Source organism: Mycobacterium sp. (assembly GCF_965230835.1).
Taxonomy (GTDB): Bacteria; Actinomycetota; Actinomycetes; order Mycobacteriales; family Mycobacteriaceae; genus Mycobacterium.
This window is the reverse complement of sequence record NZ_CBDDLW010000002.1, coordinates 155,366-181,420: the sequence shown is the minus strand read 5'-3', so window position 1 is coordinate 181,420 and position 26,055 is coordinate 155,366. Positions and strand designations below refer to the sequence as shown.

General features: G+C 62.8%; 20 protein-coding genes and 2 pseudogenes. 17 read left to right on the top strand and 5 right to left on the bottom strand.

Annotated elements, in window-relative coordinates; translation table 11 throughout:
* Position 1: 1 nt before the first annotated feature.
* Positions 2 to 973, bottom strand: coding sequence for a hypothetical protein (locus tag ACO07W_RS01340; RefSeq protein ID WP_421840190.1), 972 nt, complete (start codon positions 971 to 973; stop codon positions 2 to 4).
* A gap of 57 nt (positions 974 to 1,030) precedes the next feature.
* Between ACO07W_RS01340 and ACO07W_RS01335 the strand changes: the two genes are divergently transcribed.
* On the top strand, positions 1,031 to 1,465 hold the full coding sequence (locus ACO07W_RS01335; RefSeq protein WP_421840189.1) for an NfeD family protein: 435 nt from the start codon (positions 1,031 to 1,033) through the stop codon (positions 1,463 to 1,465).
* A gap of 46 nt (positions 1,466 to 1,511) precedes the next feature.
* Here the strand turns inward: ACO07W_RS01335 and ACO07W_RS01330 are convergent, their stop codons facing one another.
* Complete coding sequence (locus tag ACO07W_RS01330) at positions 1,512 to 2,738, bottom strand: IS110 family transposase (protein ID WP_421845748.1); 1,227 nt, start codon at positions 2,736 to 2,738, stop codon at positions 1,512 to 1,514.
* Between the two features lie 376 nt (positions 2,739 to 3,114).
* Between ACO07W_RS01330 and ACO07W_RS01325 the strand changes: the two genes are divergently transcribed.
* Both ACO07W_RS01325 and ACO07W_RS01320 read left to right on the top strand, forming a co-directional pair.
* A complete protein-coding gene (locus ACO07W_RS01325) occupies positions 3,115 to 4,263 on the top strand; it encodes an SPFH domain-containing protein (RefSeq protein ID WP_421840188.1) in 1,149 nt (382 codons plus the stop codon).
* 8 nt (positions 4,264 to 4,271) lie between these two features.
* The gene (locus tag ACO07W_RS01320; RefSeq protein WP_421840187.1) at positions 4,272 to 4,628 is read left to right on the top strand and encodes a DoxX family protein; all 357 of its coding nucleotides are present in this window, start codon (positions 4,272 to 4,274) and stop codon (positions 4,626 to 4,628) included.
* On the opposite strand, the gene ACO07W_RS01315 is transcribed toward ACO07W_RS01320, so the two are convergent.
* The gene (locus ACO07W_RS01315; RefSeq protein WP_421840186.1) at positions 4,625 to 5,110 is read right to left on the bottom strand and encodes a nitroreductase family deazaflavin-dependent oxidoreductase; all 486 of its coding nucleotides are present in this window, start codon (positions 5,108 to 5,110) and stop codon (positions 4,625 to 4,627) included. The two genes, ACO07W_RS01320 and ACO07W_RS01315, sit on opposite strands and share 4 nt — an antisense overlap.
* A 508-nt stretch (positions 5,111 to 5,618) precedes the next feature.
* Here ACO07W_RS01315 and ACO07W_RS01310 point away from each other — a divergent pair.
* From ACO07W_RS01310 to ACO07W_RS01275, 8 genes and pseudogenes are all read left to right on the top strand, one after another.
* On the top strand, positions 5,619 to 7,028 hold the full coding sequence (locus ACO07W_RS01310) for an APC family permease (protein WP_421840185.1): 1,410 nt from the start codon (positions 5,619 to 5,621) through the stop codon (positions 7,026 to 7,028).
* Positions 7,029 to 7,072: 44 nt separating this feature from the next.
* Complete coding sequence (istA, locus tag ACO07W_RS01305) at positions 7,073 to 8,308, top strand: IS21 family transposase (RefSeq protein WP_421839994.1); 1,236 nt, start codon at positions 7,073 to 7,075, stop codon at positions 8,306 to 8,308.
* The gene (gene istB / locus ACO07W_RS01300; protein ID WP_421839995.1) at positions 8,308 to 9,099 is read left to right on the top strand and encodes an IS21-like element helper ATPase IstB; all 792 of its coding nucleotides are present in this window, start codon (positions 8,308 to 8,310) and stop codon (positions 9,097 to 9,099) included. Before istA ends, istB begins: the two co-directional genes overlap by 1 nt.
* Before the next feature lie 84 nt (positions 9,100 to 9,183).
* Positions 9,184 to 9,414 carry a hypothetical protein gene (locus tag ACO07W_RS01295; RefSeq protein WP_421840184.1) on the top strand — a complete coding sequence of 77 codons (231 nt, stop codon included), beginning with the start codon at positions 9,184 to 9,186 and terminating at the stop codon, positions 9,412 to 9,414.
* 86 nt (positions 9,415 to 9,500) lie between these two features.
* Positions 9,501 to 10,775, top strand: a complete 1,275-nt coding sequence (locus ACO07W_RS01290) for an IS256 family transposase (RefSeq protein ID WP_421840071.1) — start codon at positions 9,501 to 9,503, stop codon at positions 10,773 to 10,775.
* An 81-nt stretch (positions 10,776 to 10,856) separates the two neighbouring features.
* Positions 10,857 to 11,723 (top strand): urea amidolyase associated protein UAAP1, encoded by an 867-nt coding sequence (locus ACO07W_RS01285; protein ID WP_421840183.1) that lies wholly within the window; start codon positions 10,857 to 10,859, stop codon positions 11,721 to 11,723.
* Entirely contained in the window at positions 11,720 to 12,412 is a 693-nt protein-coding gene (locus ACO07W_RS01280; protein WP_421840182.1) for an urea amidolyase associated protein UAAP2, read from the top strand. The genes ACO07W_RS01285 and ACO07W_RS01280 overlap by 4 nt, the downstream gene beginning before the upstream one ends.
* Positions 12,409 to 13,452 (top strand): annotated as a pseudogene (locus tag ACO07W_RS01275) (biotin carboxylase N-terminal domain-containing protein); the annotation flags it as partial. The gene ACO07W_RS01280 and the pseudogene ACO07W_RS01275, both read left to right, overlap by 4 nt.
* A 62-nt stretch (positions 13,453 to 13,514) precedes the next feature.
* Here ACO07W_RS01275 and ACO07W_RS01270 read toward each other — a convergent pair.
* Positions 13,515 to 14,789 carry an IS256 family transposase gene (locus tag ACO07W_RS01270; RefSeq protein ID WP_421840071.1) on the bottom strand — a complete coding sequence of 425 codons (1,275 nt, stop codon included), beginning with the start codon at positions 14,787 to 14,789 and terminating at the stop codon, positions 13,515 to 13,517.
* A 100-nt stretch (positions 14,790 to 14,889) separates the two neighbouring features.
* Here ACO07W_RS01270 and ACO07W_RS01265 point away from each other — a divergent pair.
* The 3 genes and pseudogenes from ACO07W_RS01265 to ACO07W_RS01255 all read left to right on the top strand — a co-directional run.
* Positions 14,890 to 17,478 (top strand): annotated as a pseudogene (locus ACO07W_RS01265) (5-oxoprolinase/urea amidolyase family protein); the annotation flags it as partial.
* The gene (locus tag ACO07W_RS01260; protein WP_421840181.1) at positions 17,475 to 19,154 is read left to right on the top strand and encodes an allophanate hydrolase; all 1,680 of its coding nucleotides are present in this window, start codon (positions 17,475 to 17,477) and stop codon (positions 19,152 to 19,154) included. The pseudogene ACO07W_RS01265 and the gene ACO07W_RS01260, both read left to right, overlap by 4 nt.
* Positions 19,151 to 19,840 carry a helix-turn-helix domain-containing protein gene (locus ACO07W_RS01255; protein WP_421840180.1) on the top strand — a complete coding sequence of 230 codons (690 nt, stop codon included), beginning with the start codon at positions 19,151 to 19,153 and terminating at the stop codon, positions 19,838 to 19,840. The genes ACO07W_RS01260 and ACO07W_RS01255 overlap by 4 nt, the downstream gene beginning before the upstream one ends.
* Positions 19,841 to 19,862: 22 nt before the next feature.
* Here the strand turns inward: ACO07W_RS01255 and ACO07W_RS01250 are convergent, their stop codons facing one another.
* A complete protein-coding gene (locus tag ACO07W_RS01250; protein WP_421840179.1) occupies positions 19,863 to 20,624 on the bottom strand; it encodes a TVP38/TMEM64 family protein in 762 nt (253 codons plus the stop codon).
* A gap of 187 nt (positions 20,625 to 20,811) precedes the next feature.
* Between ACO07W_RS01250 and mutA the strand changes: the two genes are divergently transcribed.
* The 3 genes from mutA to meaB are packed head-to-tail and all read left to right on the top strand — an operon-like array spanning position 20,812 to position 26,033.
* Positions 20,812 to 22,722, top strand: a complete 1,911-nt coding sequence (mutA, locus tag ACO07W_RS01245) for a methylmalonyl-CoA mutase small subunit (protein WP_421840178.1) — start codon at positions 20,812 to 20,814, stop codon at positions 22,720 to 22,722.
* A 5-nt stretch (positions 22,723 to 22,727) separates the two neighbouring features.
* Positions 22,728 to 25,031: a methylmalonyl-CoA mutase gene (gene scpA, locus ACO07W_RS01240; RefSeq protein WP_421840177.1), complete on the top strand. Its 2,304-nt coding sequence runs from the start codon at positions 22,728 to 22,730 to the stop codon at positions 25,029 to 25,031.
* Entirely contained in the window at positions 25,032 to 26,033 is a 1,002-nt protein-coding gene (meaB, locus tag ACO07W_RS01235) for a methylmalonyl Co-A mutase-associated GTPase MeaB (protein WP_421840176.1), read from the top strand. It abuts the gene before it with no gap.
* Positions 26,034 to 26,055 lie beyond the last annotated feature (22 nt).

Here is a 26,055-nt window from a genome sequence, read left to right as displayed (position 1 = left end):
GTCAGTCTGGCCAGGCCGAGTGCAGGATTTCGCTGATCGCGGCCAGCCGCGCCGAACGCACAACGTCGGTCAGCGGCCGCAGCGCGTCGGTGGCAATATGCGCCTGCGACGACGATTGCGTTCCCATTGGCATCAGCCCGCCGAGGAGAGAGGGCGCCAAGCCTTCCGCGGTGGTGGTGGCACCGTGCCGGCGCGAGTCAGGCAATCGACTTAGCCCTGCGCTGACCGCGATAATCGCATCGACGTGCGCGGCGTTCTCTAGCACCCGCACCGCGCGTGCCGGGGCGTGGTCGGGGACTCGGTGCTGTCGCGAGGATTCTAGTAACTGCTCGACAAGGCCACGGGGATCTTCGATATCGGTTGCGGTTGATCCCAGCCCGATCGCGCTGAGCGCATCGGCGGCCGAACGAACCGCTGACCGCAGCGCGTATTCAGCATCTCCCAGCTCGTAGTGGTCGAGCGTAGGCGGGCCGGGCAGCGAGTACACAGTCCAGGAGAGCGCACACAACTCGGGCTTGGACAGGTCTTCGTCCGAGGCCTCATCAAGGTCGCTGTAAGAGAGCTCCGGAACCAGGCCCACCGAGGTGCTGGGATCGTCGGGGTTGGCGATGATCACAGCCTCGCCCGCGGCTAGCGCATCACGCTGGAACTGCGTGCCCGCGCACAGCCCGCGTACGTCGCCCGGCACGGGCAACACCACATTGATCGTCCCTCGCAGTTGACGGGGCACCCTCCGCGCGGGCATCGACGGTCCGTCAGCCGCGGCACGCAGTGTCTGCAGCAACGAGACGGTTCCGGCGTCATGGACGTCGGGCCACGGGAGTCCGGTGTGACCAGCGGCGACGCCGTCGTAAGCGCTGACTGATTGCATTGGCGCCCATAGCGATAAGGCGTCCAATACGTCGTCGGGAGCCGCCTTGCCGGCAAGCCAGGCGTTGGCCCACATTGACAGCGAAACGCTGGGACACCACATGATCTGGCAGTCTAGTTGTTCGCCACGGTAGAGGCCGATCACGCGTATTCTGTCGGCATGCCTGTCGCGTTGATTTGGCTGATCTTTGCATTGGTCCTGGCCGGTGCCGAGGCGCTGACCGGCGACATGTTCCTGTTGATGCTGGGCGGTGGTGCGCTGGCTGCCGCCGGCAGCTCCTTGCTGTTGAGCTGGCCTGTCTGGGCCGACGGGGCGGTGTTTCTGGTTGTCTCGATTTTGCTGTTGGTGCTGGTGCGGCCCGTGCTAAGGCGTCGGCTAACCCCGGCAAAAGGGGCGCAGATGGGCGTGCAAGCGCTGGAGGGCAGGAACGCTTTGGTGCTCGGCCGGGTTGCCAGCGACCAAGGCCAGGTGAAGCTGGGCGGCCAGGTGTGGACGGCGCGCCCGCTCAACGAGAGTGACGTTTTCGAACCGGGCGAGTCGGTAACGGTCGTACACATCGACGGCGCCACCGCGGTGGTCTTCAGGGAAGTTTAATCCGGCGGTAGAGCCCTTCAAGAAAGACATCTCACGAAGTTAAAAGTCAAGCCACGAGCGAGGGAGGAGGTGGAAAGGCTAGATGTTCGGTGTAGTGCTGGCCGGTTTGCAGGCAGTGGTGGAGTTGGCCGAGGAATTTGTTGAACAGATGTCGTTGGGCTTGGTGGTTCCAGTCTCCTGCGGCGCGGCGGGTGTCGTAGTGGCGACGGGCGCCCGGCGAGGCGCGCAGCGATGCCAAAGCCCAGATGGGACCCACGGCGGCCAGGCGCCGGTTCTTGATATGGCGGTGCAACACGAGGGTTTTCTTGCCGCTGGCGCGGGTGATCGGCGCGGCTCCGGCGAATGCTTTCAGTCCGCGGGCGTCGGTGAAGCGGGCGCGGTCATCACCGATCTCGGCGAGTACCCGGGCACCGGCCAGGTTCCCCAGTCCGGGGAAGCTGGTGATGATCGTGGAGTCCGGGTGCTGCTCAAAATGGGCGGTTGCCGCCTCGGCGAGATCAGCAGCAGTGGTGCAGGCAGCCTCGAACTGACCCAGCAGCCCTGCCAATTGGATACCCATCGCGTTCTCCACGACCGGTGGTTGGTGCAGGTAGGTGTCGGTGAACACCTCCCGCAACCGTTCGATGTCACGGTCGAGATGGCGGCGGCGGCCGGCCTTGGCCAGCAGTCGGCGCAGTCGGGCCGGGGTCAGCTTGGTCGCCTGGGTGGGGGTTGGTGCAGCAGCCAAGATGGTGCGCGCATCTCGACGAGCCAGCCCGCCCTCGGGCAGGTCGGCGAACGCGGTGATGGCCGCCGGGTAGAAATCTTTGAGCACATCGCGAATCTGGTTGCCGATGTGTTGACGTGCCCATACCGCGTCTTGCTGAGCGCGGGCCAGCACCCGGATCGCCTGGGCCAACTCGGTGTCGGCGGGCAATGGGCGGTGCGCGCCGGGGTCGGTGCGCACAATATTGGCCAGCAGCACCGCGTCGGCACCATCGGATTTGGCCCCCGACACCGCATACCGTGCCCGATACCGCGAAGCCGCCAACGGGTTGATCGGATAAATCACCCGGCCAGTTTCTCGCAGCGCCGCCACCCACAGGCCACGATCAGTTTCCATCCCCACTGGTATCGGATCAGCGGCACTGTCACCGGCCTCAGCCAGCAACGTCAACAGCTGCGCGAACCCGGCCGCATCATTGCCCAGCCGTGCACGGGCTACCACCCTCCCGTCGTCATCAACCACAGCAACATCGTGATGCTCAGTAGCCCAGTCGATTCCACAAAACAAGCCCAAGACGTCCTCACTTTTTCGTCGGTGGATGGTTGCGCCGTTACCGGTGGACTCACGCGGCGCCCTAATCGCGGGACTCCAAGGTCCGTCATCTCACTAGCCGTCCGTGACTCCAGCACATCGCAGGACTTCGTTCTGTCGAAGAGCTCAAGGCTCGAGAACAACCATCAGGAAGTCACCCCTGCGACGGGCTCGGGCAACGGAATCTCACCACCAACCCGACAAGACCTGCCGCCAGACGCGCCGCTCTTTCTCAAGTCGTCGAACGACGGGAACACCAGACGTCACCTGACGGCAGATCCCGCAAGAAACAGGCCCCGGTCACCAACACCCGGACCGGTAACCAATCCCTACTAAACGATTAGGAATGCTGGTGGACGATGGTGCGGTAGCAGGTCTGGTATTTCTGGCTGTGCTGGTTATCTTCGCCATCATCGTGGTGGCTAAAGCGGTCGCGCTGATTCCGCAGGCCGAAGCCGCGGTGATTGAACGGTTGGGTCGGTACAGCCGTACCGTCAGTGGGCAGCTGACGTTGCTGGTGCCCTTCATCGACCGTATCCGTGCCCGGGTGGATCTACGTGAGCGGGTGGTGTCGTTCCCGCCGCAACCGGTGATCACCGAAGACAATCTCACCCTGTCCATCGACACAGTGGTCTACTTTCAGGTCACCAGTCCGCAGGCGGCTGTATACGAAATCAGCAACTACATCGTTGGCGTCGAGCAGCTGGCCACCACCACCCTGCGTAACGTGGTCGGCGGCATGACCTTGGAGGAGACCCTCACCTCCCGGGACTCCATCAACGGGCAGCTGCGTGGTGTGCTCGATGAGGCCACCGGCCGCTGGGGATTGCGGGTGGCGCGGGTGGAACTGCGCAGTATCGAGCCGCCGCCGTCCATCCAGGCATCGATGGAAAAACAGATGAAGGCCGACCGGGAGAAGCGGGCGATGATCCTGACCGCCGAAGGCATGCGTGAGTCGTCGATCAAGGAGGCTGAGGGAAAGAAGCAGTCGCAGATCTTGGCGGCTGAGGGGGCCAAGCAAGCGGCGATCTTGGAAGCGGAGGCCGACCGGCAGTCTCGGATGTTGCGCGCCCAGGGGGAGCGTGCCGCAGCATACCTACAGGCCCAGGGGCAGGCTAAGGCTATCGAGAAGACTTTTGCGGCAATCAAGGCGGCTAGGCCCACTCCGGAGCTGCTGGCTTATCAGTATTTGCAGACGCTGCCTGAGATGGCGCGCGGTGACGCGAACAAGGTGTGGGTGGTGCCGAGCGATTTCAGCGCCGCTTTGCAGGGTTTCACCAGACTGCTCGGTGCACCCGGCGAGGACGGGGTTTTCCGGTTCGAACCGTCGCCGGTTGACGACTCGCCAAAGGACCTGGCCGGCACTGACGATGCGGAGATCGCGGACTGGTTCTCCACCGAGACTGACCCCGCGATCGCACAGGCAGTGGCCCAGGCGGAGGCTATAGCTCGAAAGCCGGTGGGTGGCACACTGGGATCGCGACCGGGTTTGACCCAATAGGATTTGAGATGGGTGCTGTCAATTCGCCGAGAACCTATGCGGTGCTGGCCGCAGTCCAAGCCACAGATGCCGTGGCGTGTGCGGTTCCATTGCCCGCGATCACCAAGATCCTGGACGAGCTGGGAGTACCCGACAGCGTTCGGCCCATCTTGCCGGTGGTCAAAGCCGCCTCGGCGGTCGGGCTGCTGTCGGTCACCCGCTTTCCTGCCTTGGCCAGGTTGACGACGGCGATGCTGACTTTGTATTTCGTCTTGGCAGTAGGCGCGCATATCCGGGCCAGGGACCGGGTTGCCAACGCGATTCCTGCGGCATTGTTTCTGACGACGTATTCGGTGATGACAGCGAAGGGACCGGGTCGCACTTAGGAGAGTCGCAACTCGACGATCGGCAGCGGCGTGTCGACGTCTGTGACCGGTGTGCCGAGAGTTTCTTCGAGTATTCCCTTGAGTTGCCGCCACGCTCGGGGGTGGCGGTCACGATAAGCAGCCAGGGTGCGGTCGGCATCGCTTTGGTCGAGGACGCGCGCGTTGGCAGGTGCGGGCGCGCGACTGCCCGTGTATACGCGCACTCGTGGATTCGCTTGAATATTGCGGAACCATTGAGCTTTTCGGCCGAGGCCCGAGGCGATGACATACGTGTCGGGTGCGGGTTGGCCTAGGACTTCGAGCACCACATACCGCGGCGTGCCGGACTTGCGGCCGATGTGCTCGAGCATCAGAATCCGTGACCCGAATAGTGCCCCCGCGCGTGCTTTGTAGATCCAGATCGGCATGCGCATGAGGCGGCGGGAGCGCAGCAGTCGTGCACCCACCCTGGCGAATCGTGACGAGGCGGGGGCTGAAGACATGCTTTCCTCCATTTTCTTGGGCGCTCAGGTGCTTTTTGCTGGCGTCGAATAGACCATCTCGGTAAATGGCGAGCAACTCTGCGGTCGAACGCTGAGTCCCGGTGCCCGAAAATGGATCGATTCCGGTTCGACCAGCCGGTGTTGTGCTCCATAGGGCCGAATAACTAGGGCTTTCGTGCTGGCGCTGTCTGACCATCCGACTCGTGTGAACCCATGTTCAACATTATGGGCACATGTTTACCGGCGTGCCATCTTGTTCAGCTCGTGCGCAGGGGCTGTTCAGTGCCGAAGACGGTAGTGACGCGGCCGGGCGGCTGGCAGTGTTGCGGCCACTTTTCGGTACCCCGCGAATGAACAGGTCCTTGTACTGCGGTTTCGGGCGGGCCCAGTTACCGCAGCGGGGACGAAACACCAAATTTACCAGCTGGATTCAGTGTCGAAATGGCAATGCCCCAGCCTAATACCTGTCGATCGATAGATATTGGGTTCGGGCTGTGGAGGTGGATCTATGAGCGCACTCGAGCTCACCACTGCAGCTCCGCCAGAGTGCAGCGCCGTCGACGGTCTCGTTCAGTTCGGCTACAGGCAGGAGCTGCGTCGTGGAGTCGGATCATTCGCTTCATTTGCGGCTGGATTCTCCTTCGTTTCGATTCTGACAACGGTCTTCCAGCTGTTCGGCCTCGGCTTCGGCTTCGGCGGCGCCGCTTTCTTCTGGACTTGGCCGGTTGTGTTCGTCGGTCAGATGCTGGTTGCGCTCTGTTTTGCTGAGCTTGCAGCACGCTGGCCGATCTCGGGAGCAGTCTTTCAGTGGTCGAGCCGACTTGCTGGAACCACCGCGGGTTGGTTCGTCGGCTGGATCATGATCATTGGGCAGATCCTGACCGTGGCAGCGGCTGCCATTGCGAGTCAGGCTGTACTTCCGAGCATCTGGTCGGGATTTCAAATCGTGGGCGGTTCCGGCGCCAACACGTCACCAACGTCGGTGACTGGCGCGCAGAATGCGGTAGTCCTTGGCCTAATTGTGCTTGCGATTACCACCGCGGTGAATATCTCTGGGGTTCGGCGGATGGCCGTATCGACGAGCGTGGGGGTAATCGTCGAGATCGCTGGGGTGATCGCGCTCGTCCTCTTGTTGTTCTTCCTTCCCGCGCGCGGACCCGCGGTGGTCCTGACGCGTGAGGGCTGGGCTGGCGGTGGCGCCTATCTGCCAGCCTTCCTCGCGTCGTCGCTGATGGCGGCCTATGTGATGGTGGGTTTCGACTCCGCCGGTGAACTGGCGGAGGAGACACACAGCCCGCGCAAGACGACGCCGCGCACTATCCTTCGCGCCCTTGTCGTTTCAGGCATCGGCGGTGCGCTACTGATTCTAGCCGCGTTGATGGCAGCCAGCAGCCTCACCGACGGCACTCTGGCACGTGGTGGTTTAGCGTGGGTTCTCACTGACCGCCTTGGTGCGGTGCCCGGCCGTCTGTTGCTCTGCTGCGTCGCCGCCGCGATCTTTGTGTGCACCCTGGCGGTCCAAACATCCGGTACCCGGATGACTTACTCGATGGCTCGGGAGAAGGCGCTGCCCTTCCATCATCATCTCAATCGTGTTTCTCCTCGCACCGGGACGCCGGTTATCACGACGATAGTGGTCGGTGCCGGTGCAGCGATCGCGTTGCTCATCAACATCGAGCAAGAGGCGATCTTTACGGCGCTAGCGAGCCTCTGTATCGCGATGGTTTACCTTGCCTACCTCGGCGTGACGCTTCCGCTACTGGCGTTCCGGATAAAGCACCGAAACGGTGGTCTATTCGCGATCGGCATTGATGAGGAAGGCGCACAACAGTTTTCGCTTGGAAAGTGGGGCCTTCCGGTCAGTATCGTCTGTCGGCGGCAACTGAATACTGACCAGTGGGCGGCAATTGAAAATTGACCAGCTTCCTAGAGTGCCTTGGCTATGTGTCAAGGAGGAGGCAGGTGTTGAACGTGGAGGATTGGGCTGAGATTCGCCGGTTGCGCCGGTCGGAGCAGTTGCCGATTGCCGAGATTGCGCGGGTGATGGGTATTTCGCGGAATACGGTGAAGTCGGCGTTGGCTTCTGATGGGCCGCCGAAGTATCGGCGTGCGGTGAGGGGTTCTGTTGCTGATGAGGCCGAGCCGCGGATTCGGGAGTTGTTGGCGGCCTATCCGCGGATGCCGGCGACGGTGATTGCTGAGCGGATCGGTTGGTCGTATTCGATCCGCACACTGAGTGGGCGGGTGCGTGAGTTACGGCCACTGTATTTGGCGCCGGATCCGGTGTCACGGACGACGTATGTGGCCGGTGAGGTCGGGCAGTGTGACTTCTGGTTTCCCGATGTTGTGGTGCCGGTGGGGTATGGCCAGGTTCGTAGGGCGGCGACGTTACCGGTGTTGACCATGGTGTGTGGGTATTCACGGTGGGCTTCGGCGCTGTTGATTCCGACACGCGCTGCCGAAGACTTGTATGCCGGTTGGTGGCAGCATCTTTCGACGTTGGGTGCGGTTCCACGGGTGTTGGTGTGGGATGGTGAGGGCGCGGTCGGGCGGTGGCGGGCACGCCGACCAGAGTTGACCCCGGCATGTCAGGCTTTCCGCGGGACCTTGGCCACCACGGTAGGGATCTGTAAACCCGCTGATCCTGAGGCCAAGGGTCTGGTTGAACGGTTCCATGACTATTTGGAGCGGGCGTTTTTGCCGGGGCGGGTGTTTGGCTCCCCAGCCGATTTCAACATCCAGTTGCAGGCCTGGCTGGTGGGGGCCAACCACCGCCAGCATCGGGTGCTGGGATGCCGGCCAGCAGATCGCATCGCCGCCGATACCGCAGCGATGCTGGCATTGCCGCCGGTTGGGCCCAGCATCGGATGGCGACGCTCAACGCGGTTGCCTCGCGATCATTACGTGCGCCTCGACAGCAACGATTACTCGGTGCATCCGGCCGCGATCGGCCGCCGTATCGAGATCATCGCAGATCTAAACCGGGTGCGGGTCTGGTGTGACGGCACGCTGGTCGCCGACCACGACCGGATCTGGGCCAAACATCAAACGATCAGCGATCCCGAACATGTCCAGGCCGCGAAACTGCTGCGGCGCAAACGGCTCGAGGTTGTTGGTCCACCGCATCACGTGGAGGTCGAACAACGCCGTCTCGCTGATTACGACGCCTTGTTGGGCCTTGACGGGCCGGTGGCGTGATGGCTGCCAAGACCGCGACCAGCAGCCGTGATGTCACCGCCGAGCTGGCGTATCTGACCCGGGTGTTGAAAGCCCCGACGCTGCGTGAGGCCATCGAACGTCTCGCTGAGCGCGCCCGAACCGAAGCGTGGAGCTATGAAGAATTCCTCGCGGCGTGTCTGCAGCGTGAGGTGTCGGCTCGGGAATCTCACGGCGGCGAAGGGCGCATCCGCGCTGCCCGCTTCCCATCACGTAAATCGTTGGAAGAGTTCGACTTCGATCATGCCCGCGGTCTCAAACGCGACATCATCGCCCATCTGGGCACCCTGGACTTCGTCACCGCTAAAGACAACGTGGTGTTCCTCGGCCCACCAGGGACCGGCAAGACCCACCTGGCGATCGGGATTGCGATGCGCGCTTGTCAAGCAGGTCACCGCGTTGCGTTCGCGACCGCTTCGCAATGGGTTGATCGTCTTGCTCGCGCCCATCACAACAGCACCCTGCAAGCCGAATTGGCGCGGCTGGCCCGCTACCCCCTGCTGGTTGTCGATGAAGTCGGCTACATCCCGTTTGAACCCGAAGCCGCCAATCTGTTCTTCCAACTCGTGTCGTCGCGTTACGAACGGGCCAGTCTCATCGTCACCTCGAATAAGCCCTTCGGGCGGTGGGGCGAAGTGTTCGGCGACGACGTAGTCGCCGCCGCCATGATCGACCGACTCGTCCATCACGCCGAAGTCATCGCCCTCAAAGGAGACAGCTACCGCATCAAAGACCGAGACCTCGGCCACACCACCACAGCCGAGGACCAATGAAACCAAGCTGGTCAATTTTCGATTGCCGAAACCTGATCAGTTTTCACTTGCCGTTGACACATCGTCGTCGTCTACCAAGTGGGAATGGTGATCAACCTTATGTGGCCGCGCTCTGAAATCTACGACCTGACCGGTGAAACCTGGTGGCTGCGGTGGAGCGCCCCGCTATTTGTCGGCCTGTCACTCATCATCGGCGCTGTCTATTTCTTTCAGAAGCGTCTCCATCGCCGCATCGAACTCGCGTATATCCCACAAACTCACATCCACCGTTCCAAGGTCGCGTCTCATCGCTGGTGTAAATGGTCACGGGCGTAGGTTCCGTCGCAACCGACGAAAGCTATGAAGGAGGGGCTACGCCCGTGACCAAGCGAGTATCGCCGATTGAGCGTGTGCGTGTTGAGATGGATCAGTTGTTCGCCGCGACCGAGCGGCCGTTGACCGAGATTTTGGAGGAGGTCGGGCGGTTATCGGTGCGTCTGGTGTTTCAGGTCGCCGTGGAGGCCGAGGTAGAAGCAGTGTTGGGCCGAGCCCGTCACCAGCGTCGGGTTCAGGACGGCCCGGGCGGGTACCGCAATGGGTATCAACCGCCGGCGACGGTGAAGACCACGATGGGCTCGGTCGAATTATGCCGCCCGAAACTACGCGACACCGACGAGCGGTTCTGTTCGCGGCTATTCGGTGCCGGGGTGACGCGCACCCACGCTCTGGAGGCGTTGGTGATTTCGGGATGGGTGCGCGGTTTGTCGGATCGCGACATCGAGGCCGCGTTGGCCGAGGTGCTGGGCTCGCAGGCGGCGTTGTCGCGCTCGACGGTGAGCCGGATTTGTGCGGCCATCAAAGACGAGTTCGCTGCGTGGTCGTCTCGACGCCTTGATGAGCTGGTGTTGGACTACCTGTTCTTGGATGCCTCGAACTTTCGGATGCATCCCAACGCCCCGGCCGAGCCGGTGCTGGCCGCCTGGGGCATCTGCACCGACGGCAAGCCCCTGTTTATTGGGCTGGCCCCAGCCGCAGCGGAGTCGGCTGATGCGTGGGCCGACTTCTTGGCTGACCTGAGGAACCGGGGACTACGCCCGCCGCTACTGGGCATCTCCGACGGGGCGCCGGGCCTGATCGCCGCATGGGAGACCACGTTTCCGGCAAGCCTGCGTCAGCGGTGTCTGATCCATCGCTGCCGTAACGTCATCGCCAAGACACCTGTCGCGGTCCAGGACGAGATCAAAGCCGCGTTCTGGTCGATCTTCGATGACATTGACCAGCCACCCGGCCAGCAGGCCGTGGATGAAGCCACCCGCCGCGCCGAGGAGTTCACCACCACATACCGCGGGCTCTACCCAGCCGCGGTCGCTTGCCTGGCCAACGACTTCGCCTCGCTGAGCGTGCATTTGCGCTTCCCCCGCCAACACTGGACACGCATCCGCCATTCCAACCTCATCGAACGCACCTTCGGAGAATCCCGTCGCCGGGTCAAGGTCATCGGCCGCCTACCCGGCGAAACCAGCTGTCTGTCGCTGGTATGGGCCGTCCTCGACCGCGCCAGCCGCGGCTGGCGCGGAGTCACCCAAACATCAGCGACCAGCCGCCACCTCCAAGAACTACGCCACCAACTGCTCGAGCCACCCCGCCCACTGCATCCCCCCACCACAACAACCACGACCGACACCACCGCCGCGTAACATGACCACCAGGAACATGCGCCCAGCGTTTTTACACCAGTCCTAAGACGCCACCCGTTCCAATCCGGGGGGATCCTCAGCATGACGAACCCGGAATCCCACGCCACGCCACGCGCGGCCCGTCTGACCGACAACGTGTTGAATGCCCGCGACGACGCTCGGGCACAGGGTGGTCAGGCGAGCGACTGGATGCCATACCTACCAGCGTCGACGAGTCCCTTCTGTCCACCAGAAACCGACCCCGCCAGCTTGAAGTGGGCCGAGACTGTCGCTCCGGGCGGCTATACGCACAAAGTTCTTGCTCGCGGCACCCGGTTGAGATTCGACGACCCGACCGGCGAGGCGTGTGCCAACCTGCTTCTCTTCAATGCGCTAGAGCCAGTAGAGCGGCTGAACGTGGCCGATACCCAGAAGATTCCATGGCAGGCATACTTGGGCGCGAACCACCCGTTGCTGTCGGGTGCTGGGCGAGTCCTTGCGACGATAACCGCTGACAGTTCGGGGCGGCATGACGCCTTCTGCGGTACCACCACAGATCCATGGAATCTGCAGAAGTATGGGGACTTTCGACCAGAAGGCCCGTCGCCGTCAGGCCGAGGTCTATTTCTCAAAGCCGCCGCCAAACACGGGCTAAACCGGCGTGACCTGCCACCTAGTGTGTCCTTGTTCCAAGGTGTAAGAGTCGCCGCGGATGGGACGCTTCTCTGGGTAGGCTCGGCTGGCCCTGCTACCTACGTGGAGTTAGTAGCCGAGTTGCCTGTCCTAGTTCTTGTGGTCAACGTCCCGCATCCGCTTGACCCGCGCCCTGACTACGTTGTTGGGCCACTGCGCATCCATGCCTGGCGTGGCCAACCAACCGGCTTCGGTGATGAGCGTTTCGCGGCCACGCCCGAATTGACCCGGGCCTACCTCAACACTATTGAATACGCGGAGGCGCGAGGGCTATGACGACGACCGTTCCTGTCGGGGCCTCGTTCGCTACGGGCACTGTGTTGGATTGGGCTGAGTCCCTTGTTGCTGGCCGGGTCGTTCTCGACGATCGGGTCGCTCCTAACGCCCCGTGGTCAGCTACCGTGCGAATGGGCCAGGTACTCACGATCGTCGACGTCGGCGGCAACCAGTCGGCGGACTGTCTGATCTACAACTCCAACGACACCTCTGAACGCTATAGCGTGCCGGATACTCTGGCCTGGCAAGGCAACGCCTACGTGCGAACCGCGACGGTGCTTCGAAGTAGCGAGGGGCGGCCGTTAATGACAGTGGTGGCCAACGAGATTGATCGCCAGGACACCATCGGTGGCGCGTGCTCGAAGGAGTCCAACACGCTACGCTATGGCCATCATGTGATGCACCAGCACGGATGCCGAGAGAACTTTCTCTCCGAAGGTGGCCGTCACGGATTAGGCGCAGCCGATCTCGTCTCTAATCTGAATTGGTTTATGAACGTTCCGGTTGAAGCCGATGGAGCCCTGGGCATCGTCGATGGAATGTCTGCCCCAGGCAAGCGAGTGGCGCTCCGGGCCGAGATGGACGTGCTTGTCATCGTGTCGAACTGCCCGCAGATGAACAATCCCTGCAACGACTTCAATCCAACTCCGTTGCGGATGCTCGTCGTCGAGTCAGAGGTTTCGGCGTGACCGTCGTCCTGGTCGCAAACCGCGGTGAAATCGCATACCGGGTAATTCGATGCGTTCGTGGGATGGGGATGAAGGCGGTGGCCGTCTTCTCGGACGCCGACCGGGCCGCGCCCCACGTCCGGGAGGCTGATCACGCCATCCGGCTGGGACCGGCCCCGCCCCGGGAGTCCTACTTGCGGGGCGACGCCGTAGTTGAAGCGGCCCTGACTGCTGGGGCTGGCATCATTCATCCCGGTTACGGATTCCTCTCGGAAAGTGCTGTTTTTGCCCGAGCGGTCGAAGCTGCCGGAATTCGTTTCGCGGGTCCCACCCCGGAGCAGATCGTTTCATTCGGCGAGAAGCACACAGCGCGCGCGCTGGCCAAGGCCGCCGGTGTGCCGCTGCTCGCGGGCACGGAATTGTTGTCGAGCGCGGCCGAGGCGATTGCTGCTGCAGAGGAAATCGGCTTCCCGGTGATGGTGAAAGCCACAGGTGGTGGTGGCGGAATCGGGATGCAGGCATGCGCCACTGCCGAGGACGTCAGGGACGCGTTTGCGCGAGTGGCGGCTCTCGCCGAAGCCAACTTTGGGTCCGATGGTGTGTTTCTGGAGCGCCTGGTACGCCCGGCCAGACATGTAGAGGTTCAGCTCTTTGGCGATGGCGCGGGACGTATCGCGGTCATTGGAGACCGTGATTGCTCAATGCAGAGACGTCATCAGAAGGTGATCGAGGAAGCGCCCGCGCCGGCGCTACCTAGGCACATACGCGAGCTTTTGCACACGTCCGCGCGTGAGCTACTGGGCTCGGTGAACTATCGCAGCGCCGGCACGGTCGAATTCGTTTACGACCCCGTCCGCGAGGAAGCGGCGTTCCTTGAGGTCAATACGCGTCTTCAGGTTGAGCACCCGGTGACAGAAGAGGCGTTTGGCGTTGATTTGGTGGAGCTCATGCTGCGCCTTGCGCGGGATGGTCAGGGCCCCGACTATGTTTTCGAACGCGATTGGCAACCGGACGGTTTCAGCGTAGAGGCACGCATCTACGCCGAAGACCCTGCCAAGGAATCACAGCGGTGGCGTCTTAGGACTGGTGTAAAAACGCTGGGCGCATGTTCCTGGTGGTCATGTTACGCGGCGGTGGTGTCGGTCGTGGTTGTTGTGGTGGGGGGATGCAGTGGGCGGGGTGGCTCGAGCAGTTGGTGGCGTAGTTCTTGGAGGTGGCGGCTGGTCGCTGATGTTTGGGTGACTCCGCGCCAGCCGCGGCTGGCGCGGTCGAGGACGGCCCATACCAGCGACAGACAGCTGGTTTCGCCGGGTAGGCGGCCGATGACCTTGACCCGGCGACGGGATTCTCCGAAGGTGCGTTCGATGAGGTTGGAATGGCGGATGCGTGTCCAGTGTTGGCGGGGGAAGCGCAAATGCACGCTCAGCGAGGCGAAGTCGTTGGCCAGGCAAGCGACCGCGGCTGGGTAGAGCCCGCGGTATGTGGTGGTGAACTCCTCGGCGCGGCGGGTGGCTTCATCCACGGCCTGCTGGCCGGGTGGCTGGTCAATGTCATCGAAGATCGACCAGAACGCGGCTTTGATCTCGTCCTGGACCGCGACAGGTGTCTTGGCGATGACGTTACGGCAGCGATGGATCAGACACCGCTGACGCAGGCTTGCCGGAAACGTGGTCTCCCATGCGGCGATCAGGCCCGGCGCCCCGTCGGAGATGCCCAGTAGCGGCGGGCGTAGTCCCCGGTTCCTCAGGTCAGCCAAGAAGTCGGCCCACGCATCAGCCGACTCCGCTGCGGCTGGGGCCAGCCCAATAAACAGGGGCTTGCCGTCGGTGCAGATGCCCCAGGCGGCCAGCACCGGCTCGGCCGGGGCGTTGGGATGCATCCGAAAGTTCGAGGCATCCAAGAACAGGTAGTCCAACACCAGCTCATCAAGGCGTCGAGACGACCACGCAGCGAACTCGTCTTTGATGGCCGCACAAATCCGGCTCACCGTCGAGCGCGACAACGCCGCCTGCGAGCCCAGCACCTCGGCCAACGCGGCCTCGATGTCGCGATCCGACAAACCGCGCACCCATCCCGAAATCACCAACGCCTCCAGAGCGTGGGTGCGCGTCACCCCGGCACCGAATAGCCGCGAACAGAACCGCTCGTCGGTGTCGCGTAGTTTCGGGCGGCATAATTCGACCGAGCCCATCGTGGTCTTCACCGTCGCCGGCGGTTGATACCCATTGCGGTACCCGCCCGGGCCGTCCTGAACCCGACGCTGGTGACGGGCTCGGCCCAACACTGCTTCTACCTCGGCCTCCACGGCGACCTGAAACACCAGACGCACCGATAACCGCCCGACCTCCTCCAAAATCTCGGTCAACGGCCGCTCGGTCGCGGCGAACAACTGATCCATCTCAACACGCACACGCTCAATCGGCGATACTCGCTTGGTCACGGGCGTAGCCCCTCCTTCATAGCTTTCGTCGGTTGCGACGGAACCTACGCCCGTGACCATTTACACCAGCGATGAGACGCGACCATCACAGCCATCCTGCGGGTTAGTCACCTACGCTAGCTTTCCTGACCAGCTGGCTGAGCAGGTCTGTAGCGTTCGGGTCGACAGCTTTGTCGAAACTGGGCTTGACGTCTCGCCGTTCTACGACCCGATGTTAGGCAAGGTCATTGCCAATGGGCCGACCAGGGACGCTGCGCTGGACCTTCTCCGCGCCGCACTGGAGGCGAGCCGGATAGACGGGATCGTCACCAACCTCGGGTTGTTGCGGTCACTCTGCGATGACCCTGCCCTTCGCGCCGCGGTTCACTCCACTAGCAGCCTGGCCGAGACCGCTGACCCGGATCCGCGCATCGATGTGCTGGTGCCCGGGCCGCTCACCACCGTGCAGGATCTCCCTGGAAGGCTCGGCTACTGGCATGTGGGCGTACCGCCGAGCGGCCCGTTTGACTCGGTTTCGTTCACCGAAGCCAATGTGGCCGTGGGCAACCCAGTAGGAGCCCCCGGCCTTGAGGTGACTGCTGGCGGCTTGACCGTTAGGTTTTCCGCGGCGGCAGTCGTCTGCGTGGCTGGCGCGCTGGTTTCGGTCACGGTGGACGGCGAACCAGCCGCAATGTGGGAGCCCGCGTCGGTTCCAGCCGGAAGCACGCTTGCTCTGGGCACGTCGCTGGGTCCGGGTTTGCGGACATATCTGGCCGTCCGCGGTGGAATTGACGTGCCGGCTTATCTTGGAAGCAAGTCAACGTTCGCCCTGGGGGGATTCGGAGGTCACGCGGGCCGCGCTTTGCTGGCAGGCGATGTGCTGCGGATCTGTTCGGCCAACCGGACGGGAGACGCGATGGGCTTGGGTCCTGTTGGGGGTCCGACTCCACTTGACCGGCGCCCAGCTATCGGCACTCATTGGGAGCTGGGAGTCGTTGAGGGTCCACACGCGGCACCGGAGTTCTTCACACGTGAGGACATCGACGTGCTGTTCGCCACCGACTACGAGGTCCACCATAATTCCGCCCGCACTGGCATTCGCTTGATAGGGCCAAAGCCGGTCTGGGCGCGCAACGATGGCGGGGACGCCGGCCTGCATCCGTCCAACATCCACGACACGCCTTACGCGATCGGTTCCTTGGACTTCACCGGAGACACGCCAATCATCCTGGGGCCGGACGGACCGTCGCTTGGCGGCTTCGTCTGTCCGGCAGTGGTTGCCAGCGGTGAGCTGTGGAAGCTGGGACAAATACGGCCGGGCGACACTATCCGGTTTGTGGCCGTTCGCGAAGTGGATGCGCCAAATCTCGACGCTCATCGGTCGTCACCGAAAGTTCCCACCGTCGGTGGCGATGGCGATGACGGCATTATTGGTGCACTCGATGCGGATGAGGACCGCCCCGCCGTGACCTATCGACGCAGCGGGGATTCGAACGTCCTAGTCGAGTACGGGCGTATGGAACTGGATCTCGCGCTGCGAATGCGGGTTCACGCGCTTCAGGAAGTGCTCGCCGAACATGCACCGGCGGGAATCATTGACATAACGCCTGGAATTCGGTCGCTGCAGATCCGCACGGACCCCCACGTGCTGAAGCCACGGCATCTGGCGAGTCTGCTCAGCGAGCTCGAGGAACAGGTGGCCCCCACCAACGAGCTGGTGGTTCCATCTCGGACGATTCGGCTGCCGCTGAGTTGGGACGACCCGGCGACGAAACTGGCTGTCGAGCGATACATGGCAGGAGTCCGTAACGATGCTCCATGGTGCCCGTGGAACATCGAATTCATTCGGCGTATCAACGGACTTGACTCTGTCGACGATGTCTATCGGACTGTGTACGACGCCACCTATCTTGTGCTCGGCCTAGGCGATGTGTATCTCGGGGCTCCGGTCGCCACACCGCTGGATCCACGGCATCGGCTGGTCACCACGAAATATAACCCTGCCCGCACGTGGACGGCCGAGAACTCGGTGGGCATTGGCGGCGCGTATCTTTGCATTTACGGTATGGAGGGTCCCGGGGGCTATCAGTTCGTCGGCCGCACAGTGCAGATCTGGAACCGATTCCGCAAAGGCGGACAGTTCCGGCATAGTCCTTGGGCGTTGCGGTTTTTCGACCGCATCCAGTGGTATCCAGTAACTGCAGGGGAACTGCTGGAGCTGCGTGCTGAGACGGACGCCGGCCGTGCCGGCTTCGAGACCACAGACGGTGTGTTCTCTCTCGCAGAGTACTCTGCCTTTCTCGCGGACAATGTGGCATCGATCGCCGAGTTCCGACGTCTTCAGGCGTCCGCCTTCCAAGCGGAAAAGCGCCGCTGGAGTGAGTCGGGGGAGTTCGATGCGCCGGCCAGCACTGAACCTGTTTCAGCACAGGCTATCTCGGTGCCAGACGGCGCTATACCAGTAGTGGCGCCGTTCGTCGCGACTGTCTGGCGGATCGCTGCCGACGCGGGTAGGCAGGTGATGGCGGGCGAGCCGGTGATTTCGTTGGAAGCAATGAAAATGGAAAGCAAGGTCGTGACGCCGATCTCCGGCACGTTGCAGCGGATTTATGTACGCCCGGGTGAGCAGGTGGCTCCAGGTCAGATTCTTGCGGCGGTGCGGCCGTGACACCGACCGAGAGCGTCGATGCCGCATTCGAACGGCTGGCGTGTGTGGATCGGCCAGAGGTCTGGATAACATTACGGGATCATGCTGAGGTTCTCGCGGAGGCCTCCAGGGTGGATAGTGAATTACCTTTAGCTGGAATGATATTTGCGGTCAAAGACAACATCGATGTGGCGGGTTTACCCACTACGGCGGGTGTGCCTTCCTACTCCTACATTCCCGAGAAAGACGCCGTCGCCGTGGGGCGCCTCCGTACCGCAGGTGCGGTCGTGATCGGCAAGACAAACCTCGATCAGTTCGCTACTGGGCTGGTTGGTACCCGGAGCCCTTACGGAGCCGTACGCAACGCGTGGGATCCGTGCCGAATTTCGGGTGGGTCCTCGTCGGGATCGGCAGTCGCTGTCGCTTTGGGCATAGTCGACTTTGCGCTGGGAACCGACACCGCTGGCTCCGGGCGAGTGCCGGCTGCTCTCAACGGAATTGTCGGAATCAAGCCCACGCGAGGGCTGATTCCGGTGACTGGCGTGGTTCCCGCCTGCTACAGCTTGGATTGCGTCACTGTCTTGGCGCGCGATCTGGGTCTGGCGCGGTTCGTTGCTGAGCTTATGCAAGGTTCGGACGGTTCACCAATGTGCCGCAACGCTTCTCAGCCTAGTCCAGCACCGGCGCGACCGCGCATCGCCGTGCCCATCGCAGCACAGCTCCACGGGCTGGCAGAGGGGTGGCAGCAGGCGTTCGATGCTGCAGCATCGCGTTTCGCCAGCACCGGCGTTGAAATCGTCGAAACAGACGTCAGCGCACTTTTGGAAGCGGCCAATCTGCTGTACGAAGGTGCTTTCGTCGCTGAGCGGTACGCGGCAGTGGGTGCGCACATCGAACGACACCCAGATCTTATCGGTGTTGACCTTGACCCAACCGTGTGCTCGATCATCCTGGGAGGCAGGGACAAAACAGCGGCCCAGTGGGCCGCTGACACTGCACGGCTCGCAACGCTTGCCGCGGCCGGCCGTGCTGCTTTGCACGGTTGCACGGCGTTGTTGACACCCACGACAACTTGGCATCCCAGGATTGCGGACGTCGCGGCGGACCCTATTGGTGCGAACGCGCGAATGGGACGATTCACGAACTTTGCAAACCTGCTCGACTTGTCCTCGGTGGCAATTCCTGCCGGATTCGTCGCCGGCTTGCCATTCGGTGTGATGTTGACCGGAGCGGCATTCACCGACTCGACGCTGGCCGAGCTTGCGCACCGGTTTGCCCGTCCGGACGTCGACATCTTCGTGGTCGGCGCACACCTGACTGGCCAACCATTGAACAGTCAGCTCGTCGCAGCCGGCGGCACTCTGATCGCGAAGACCACGACTGCGCCGCAGTACCGTCTTCACCTGCTCGAAACCATTCCGCCCAAGCCAGGATTGGTTCGGGTAACAGACGGGGGCATGAGTATTGAAGGTGAAGTCTGGCGACTTTCTGCCGCAGGATTCGGGACATTTGTCGCGGAGGTCTCAAGCCCTATGGCGATCGGAAAAATCACCTTGGCAGACGGCGTCGCTGTGAGCGGATTTCTGGTGGAGCGCTTTGCGATCGAGGGCACGGCAGACATTAGTGGCCTGGGTGGATGGCGCGGTTACCTCGCCGGCGGTAGCGATGGGTACGCGGGGCCGACCGTGAGAAGATGAATCCTATGGCGTCCCGCTCGCGGCTTGGACGACCCCGCCACACGCGGGAACAAGTGGATGCCGAATTGTCGCCTCGCGACCAGATTCTCGACGCGGCGGCGGCGCTATTCGTCGAATATGGTTACGCGGCCACCTCGACGAGAATGATTGCCGAGCGAGTCGGCATCCGCCAGGCTTCGCTGTATTACCACTTTTCCGGCAAAGACGAGTTGCTCATCGAACTGCTTACCACCTCAGTCCGGCCAAGTCTGGAGGCCGTCGCTGCGGTAGAGGTGCTTGTGCCCGAACACGCTACTGCCGCGGCGGCGCTTTATCTCCTCGCCAGAGTGGACATCGATACGCTGGCTCAGACGCCGCACAATGTCGGGACTCTATACCTGCTGCCCGAAACGCAGGGGGAGAGATACGACGGCTTCCGGTCGGAGCGTCGGCAACTTCAGGATGCTTACAGCCGATTAGGCGCCCGAGCGGCTGGTCCCAGCATGCAATCCGGGATCGCACCGAGGCGGCTTGGTGAGCTACTCATCCAGGTGACCGAGGTTGTCATCCAGATTCGAAGAGCGCGCGAATTTGAGGATTCCGATGCAGACGCCATTGCGACGTCGTGCCTGCGGCTGTGTGGTCTGGGGGAGGAGTCGATTGCGCAAGCACGGGCTGATGCATCCGCGCTGGCCGCGCTCGTTTGAATCGATCGTGAGCGCTTGCCTGTCAGTGGGCGACCGCGGGCTCGTGGATGGGTGGGTCGTGCACCGGTGTGCTCTGGTGATGTCGCCGGTAGTGCCGGATCTCAACGATCAGACCGATCAGCCCCAACGTGGCGGTGCACAGCGATATCAGGATCAGCTTCGGATTGCCGTTCGAAGAAAGCGCGTCGCCCAGGATTGCCACCGCAGCGGTGCCGGGAATCAGACCGGCCAGCGTGGACAACGCGTAAGGCGCCACCCGCACCGCTGACGCGCCGGCGGCATAGTTGAGCACAGCGAACGGCACCGCCGGAATCAGCCGCAACGACAATACGGCCAACCAGCCCCGCTCACGGAGGCGTTCGTCGAGACTGCCGACCGCGCGGTGGCGAACCATGCGGGTCAGCCGCCACCCGGCTGCACGCATCAGCAGCATCGCGATCACCGCACTCCCCGTGCTGGCGATGACCGCGATCGATACACCTAACACCGGGCCAAACAACAGCCCCGCAGCCAACGTAAAGGCGGTGCGAGGAAGCGGTACTACCGTTACGACAACGTGCACCAGCAGAAAGGCGAGCGGGAACCATGGGCCCACTGACGTCGCCCAATCGCGCAACTGTACCGCCGTGGGCAAGTCAACGAGCAGGGCCACCGCCGCCAATGCTGTGATACCAACCACCGCGCCGAAGGCCCGGGGCCGGGATGCCTGACGTGCCATCGCAACGCCGGCAGCGGCGATACCGCGCAGCGGGTACGTGGTTTTGTCGATGGCAGGCGCCGTCACGATTGCCAAGGTTACGGGGCGAGGGCGGATATCTGCTTCCCCGGTGCTGGTGTTTCGTCACACATCGGCTCAATCGTCGCACCTGGCCGCTGGAGTGACGACCCCAATCAACTAGCCTTGTTAGCAAGTGGCAACCCCGAAGCAACCCGAGGCAATATCGCCCATGCTGCGAAAATAGGAGCAGTCGGTGTCCATTGATGTACCCGAGCTCGCTGATCTAGAACAGGTTCGCGGGCGCTGGCGCACGGCAGTGGCTGGGGTGCTTTCCAAGAGCACCCGCAGTGACCCCGCTGATCTGGGGGACCGACCCGAGCAGCTATTGGATGTCCCGACCTATGACGGGTTCTCCATCCGGCCGCTCTACACGGCATTTGACGAGCTGCCGGAGCCGCCGTTGCCCGGCGAATGGCCGTACGTGCGTGGCGGCGACGCGCTGCGCGACGTCCATTCGGGTTGGAAGGTTGCCGAGGTATTTCCTGGCGCAGCCTCGGTCGCTGGCGCGGCCGGCGATGCGAGCAACGCCGAGGTTCTGGCTGCGTTAAGCGACGGGGTGAGCGCGTTATTTGTCAGGGTAGGGGCGACTGGTGTGGTTGCCGGGCAGCTCGAAAGCCTGCTCTCTGGCGTATACCTGAACCTTGCCCCCGTGATCCTTGATGCAGGCACCGACTACTTGGCGGCGAGTGATGTGATGCTGGCGCTGATAGCAAAGCTAGAGCCGGATCAGCGCGGCGCACTCTCGATCGACCTGGGCGGCGATCCGCTGACGGCTTCGCTCAGCGAACGGCCGGCTCCAGCGATCGAAGACGTCCTCACAGTAGCCTCGCGGGCGGCCGGTGATCGTGGCGTGCGGGCGATCACAGTGGACGGACCCGCTTTCCACAACCTGGGTGCCACCGCAGCCTGGGAACTGGCTGCCAGTATCGCTGCCGCGGTGGCCTACCTGCGGATGCTCGCGGAATCCGGGATGCCGGTCGGCGCTGCGTTGCAACAGATCAGCTTTCGGCTCGCCGCCGACGACGATCAGTTCATGACTCTCGCCAAGATGCGGGTGGTGCGCCAACTTTGGGCGCGGGTTGCCGAGGTTGTCGGTGATCGGGCGGCTGGCGCGACTGTGGTGCACGCGGAAACATCGCTGCCGATGATGACTCAGCGCGACCCGTGGGTGAACATGCTGCGGACCACTCTGGCAGCATTCGGCGCTGGCGTTGGCGGGGCCGACACCGTGTTGGTGTTTCCGTTCGATGTGGCAATTCCCGGCGGCCTCGCGGATATGGCGCCCGGCTTCGCGCGCCGGATAGCCCGCAACACACAGTTGCTGCTGTTGGAGGAGGCGCACGTGGGCCGAGTGCTGGATCCAGCCGGTGGGTCCTGGTTCGTCGAAGACCTCACCGAACAGCTGGCTCAGCAGGCCTGGCAGCACTTCCAGACGATTGAGGCTCGCGGCGGATTCGTCGCCGCGCACGACTTCTTGGCTGATCAGATCGCCGAACTCGCGACACGGCGCGCTGATGACATTGCACATCGCCGCACCGCGATCACTGGCGTCAACGAGTATCCAAACTTGGCAGAACCTGCGCTGCCGCAGGTCGACCCGACCGTTTCGGCACCTGGTGCGGGGAGACTGTTGCGCTACGCGGCGGCGTTCGAGGCGCTACGTGACCGGTCGGATGTGTTCCTGGTTCGCACCGGCGCGCGTCCGCAGGTGCTGTTGCTGCCATTGGGTCCACTGGCCGAGCACAACATCCGGACGACATTCGCAGCGAACCTGCTGGCCTCGGGGGGGATAGAGGCGATTAACCCGGGCACGGTAGATGCTGACGGTGCCGGAGCGGCCGTGGCTGCGGTGGTTGCTGACAATTCTGCCGCGGGTTCACCGGTAGCTGCGGTGATATGTGGCACCGACCAGCGCTATCGGGACGAGGCTGCCCAAATTGTGGAGGCTGCCCGACGCGCCGGCATATCGTGGGTTTACCTGGCGGGTCCGGAGAAGGCATTGGCAGATGTCGGCGCGGATGCTCCTCGGCCCGACGAGTACTTGACTGCGAAAATCAATGCAGTGCAAGCTTTATCGAATCTGCTCACCCGATTGGGGGCGTAGCGACGATGACTGTTCACCATGTCGCCGGTGATGCGACTCAGCCGGCCAACGATGATCTACGCGCGTTGGTCGGTAGTTTTGCCGATATCCCGCTCCGTGGTGAGGGCGCCGTGGCGCCGGCCACCGAATCGATGGTGGAAAACCACGTTGCCGCTGCTGCGGTAGCACATGGGTATACCCCCGATCAATTGGATTGGCACACGCCGGAAGGCATTGCCGTCAAACCGGTATACATCGGAGAAGACCGCCGCGCTGCCGCGATCGGCGGCTACCCGCTGAACAGCTTCCCAGGTGAGGCGCCCTATCTTCGCGGACCGTACCCGACGATGTACGTCAACCAGCCGTGGACTATTCGTCAATACGCCGGGTTTTCTACAGCCGCCGATTCCAACGCGTTCTACCGCCGCAACCTGGCAGCGGGTCAAAAAGGTCTGTCGGTGGCCTTCGACCTGGCTACCCACCGTGGGTACGACTCCGATCACCCGCGAGTCCAGGGGGACGTCGGGATGGCTGGCGTGGCAATCGATTCGATCCTCGACATGAGGCAGTTGTTCGACGGTATAGATCTTTCCGCGGTATCGGTGTCGATGACAATGAACGGTGCCGTTTTGCCGATCCTGGCTCTGTATGTGGTGGCGGCCGAGGAGCAGGGGGTGCCACCGGAGAAACTGGCCGGCACCATTCAGAACGACATCCTCAAAGAGTTTATGGTGCGCAACACCTACATTTACCCACCGAAGCCGTCGATGCGCATCATCTCCGATATCTTCGCCTACACCAGCGCCAAGATGCCGAAGTTCAACTCCATCTCGATCTCCGGCTACCACATCCAGGAAGCCGGTGCCACAGCGGATCTGGAGCTGGCGTACACCCTCGCAGATGGAGTCGACTACATTAAGGCTGGCTTGGATGCCGGCCTGGACATTGACAAATTCGCACCGCGGCTGTCTTTCTTCTGGGGCATCGGGATGAACTTCTTCATGGAAGTAGCCAAGCTGCGCGCCGGCCGGTTGCTGTGGAGCGAGCTGGTCGCGGAGTTCAAGCCGAAAAGTCCGAAATCGTTGTCGTTGCGTACCCATTCGCAAACGTCAGGCTGGTCGCTCACCGCACAGGATGTCTTCAATAACGTTGCCCGCACCTGCATCGAGGCGATGGCCGCGACGCAGGGCCACACGCAGTCGTTGCACACCAATGCATTAGATGAGGCGCTGGCCCTACCCACCGACTTTTCCGCTCGGATCGCCCGCAACACTCAGCTGGTCCTGCAACAGGAGTCGGGTACCACCAGGCCCATTGATCCCTGGGCGGGCTCCTACTATGTGGAATGGCTGACTCATGAGCTCGCACAGCGAGCTCGGGCCCACATAGCCGAGGTTGTCGAGCATGGCGGTATGGCCGCGGCCATCAGCGATGGCATCCCCAAGCTACGCATTGAAGAAGCCGCCGCCCGAGCCCAAGCGCGCATCGATTCTGGGCGTCAGCCGGTGATTGGGGTGAACAAGTACCAGGTCGCCGAAGATCAGCAAATCGAGGTGCTCAAGGTCGAGAACAGCCGGGTCCGTGCGGAGCAGCTGGCGAAGCTGCAGGAATTGCGGGCTAGCCGGGACCAGTCCGCGGTTGATGCCGCCTTGGCTGAGCTGGAACGCGCTGCTGCTGCCGACGGTCGTGCCGGTGATGACGGACTGGGCAACAACCTGTTGGCGTTGGCCATTGATGCGGCTCGGGTCAAGGCGACCGTCGGTGAGATTTCCGATGCGTTGGAGCGCGTCTACGGGCGTCATCAGGCGGAGATCCGTACTATCGCCGGGGTCTACCGCGACGAAGTCCGAGGAGGCGGGAATATCGCCCAGCTGTCCAACGCCACCGACCTGGTCGAGAGGTTCGCCGAGGCTGACGGTCGACGGCCCAGGATCCTGGTGGCCAAGATGGGCCAGGATGGGCATGACCGTGGTCAGAAGGTGATCGCGACAGCGTTTGCCGACATTGGCTTCGACGTCGACGTCGGGTCGCTTTTCTCCACGCCCGAGGAGGTGGCCCGTCAGGCCGCAGATAACGATGTGCACGTGGTGGGCGTTTCATCGCTGGCCGCCGGGCATCTCACGCTGGTGCCGGCTTTGCGCGACGCGCTGGCCGACGTTGGCCGTCCCGACATCATGATCGTGGTCGGCGGCGTCATCCCGCCCGGTGACTTTGATGAGCTGTATGCAGCCGGGGCCACCGCAATTTTCCCACCCGGAACGGTGATCGCCGACGCGGCTATCGGCTTGCTGACAAAGCTCGTCGAGCGGCTGGGGTACGACCTCGCCTAGATGACAACCGATCGCGCTAACACGGCTGACGACATCGTCGATGAGTTAGCCAAGGCTGTCCGCAGCGGCGACCGAGCTGCGTTGCCGCGGGCTATCACCCTGCTGGAATCAACCCGAGCTGACCATCGGGAGCAGGCGCAACAGCTGCTGTTGGCGTTGCTGCCCGAATCTGGAAAAGCGCATCGGGTGGGGATCACCGGGGTTCCCGGAGTGGGTAAGTCGACCACCATTGAGGCGCTCGGTATGTATTTGATTGAGCAAGGGCACCGAGTTGCTGTGTTGGCTGTTGACCCGTCGTCGACGCGCACGGGGGGATCTATTCTCGGAGACAAGACCCGGATGGCTCGGTTGGCTGTGCATTCGGACGCCTATATCAGGCCGTCGCCGACGTCGGGCACTCTCGGCGGCGTGGCTAAAGCCACCCGCGAAACCATCGTGCTGCTGGAGGCCGCTGGCTACGACGTCGTTTTGGTTGAGACTGTCGGTGTCGGCCAGTCTGAAGTTGCGGTGGCCAACATGGTCGACACCTTCGTCCTGTTGACTCTCGCCCGCACCGGCGATCAGTTGCAAGGCATCAAGAAGGGCGTGCTGGAGCTGGCCGATGTCGTGGTGGTGAACAAGGCGGATGGCGAGCACCTGCTTGAGGCCCGCTCAGCGGCCCGAGAGTTATCGGCGGCGATCAGACTGATCTATCCGCGTGAAACCCATTGGCGGCCGCCGGTGTTGACCATGAGCGCGGTCCAGGGAGACGGTCTAGCGCAGCTATGGGAGGCGGTCGAGCATCATCGTCAGGTGTTGACCGAGGCGGGCGAGTTCGACGCCCGCCGACGCGCGCAGCAAGTCGACTGGACTTGGCAAATGGTTCGAGACACAGTTCTGGATCAGCTGTTGTCCAACCCGGCGGTGCGTAAGGCCCGCGCTAATCTCGAGCGTCGAGTCCGAGCCGGCGAGTTGACGCCTGCTATGGCAGCCCAGCAAATACTAGAGGTCGCTAGATCCTAACGGAAAGGTAAATTAATCGATG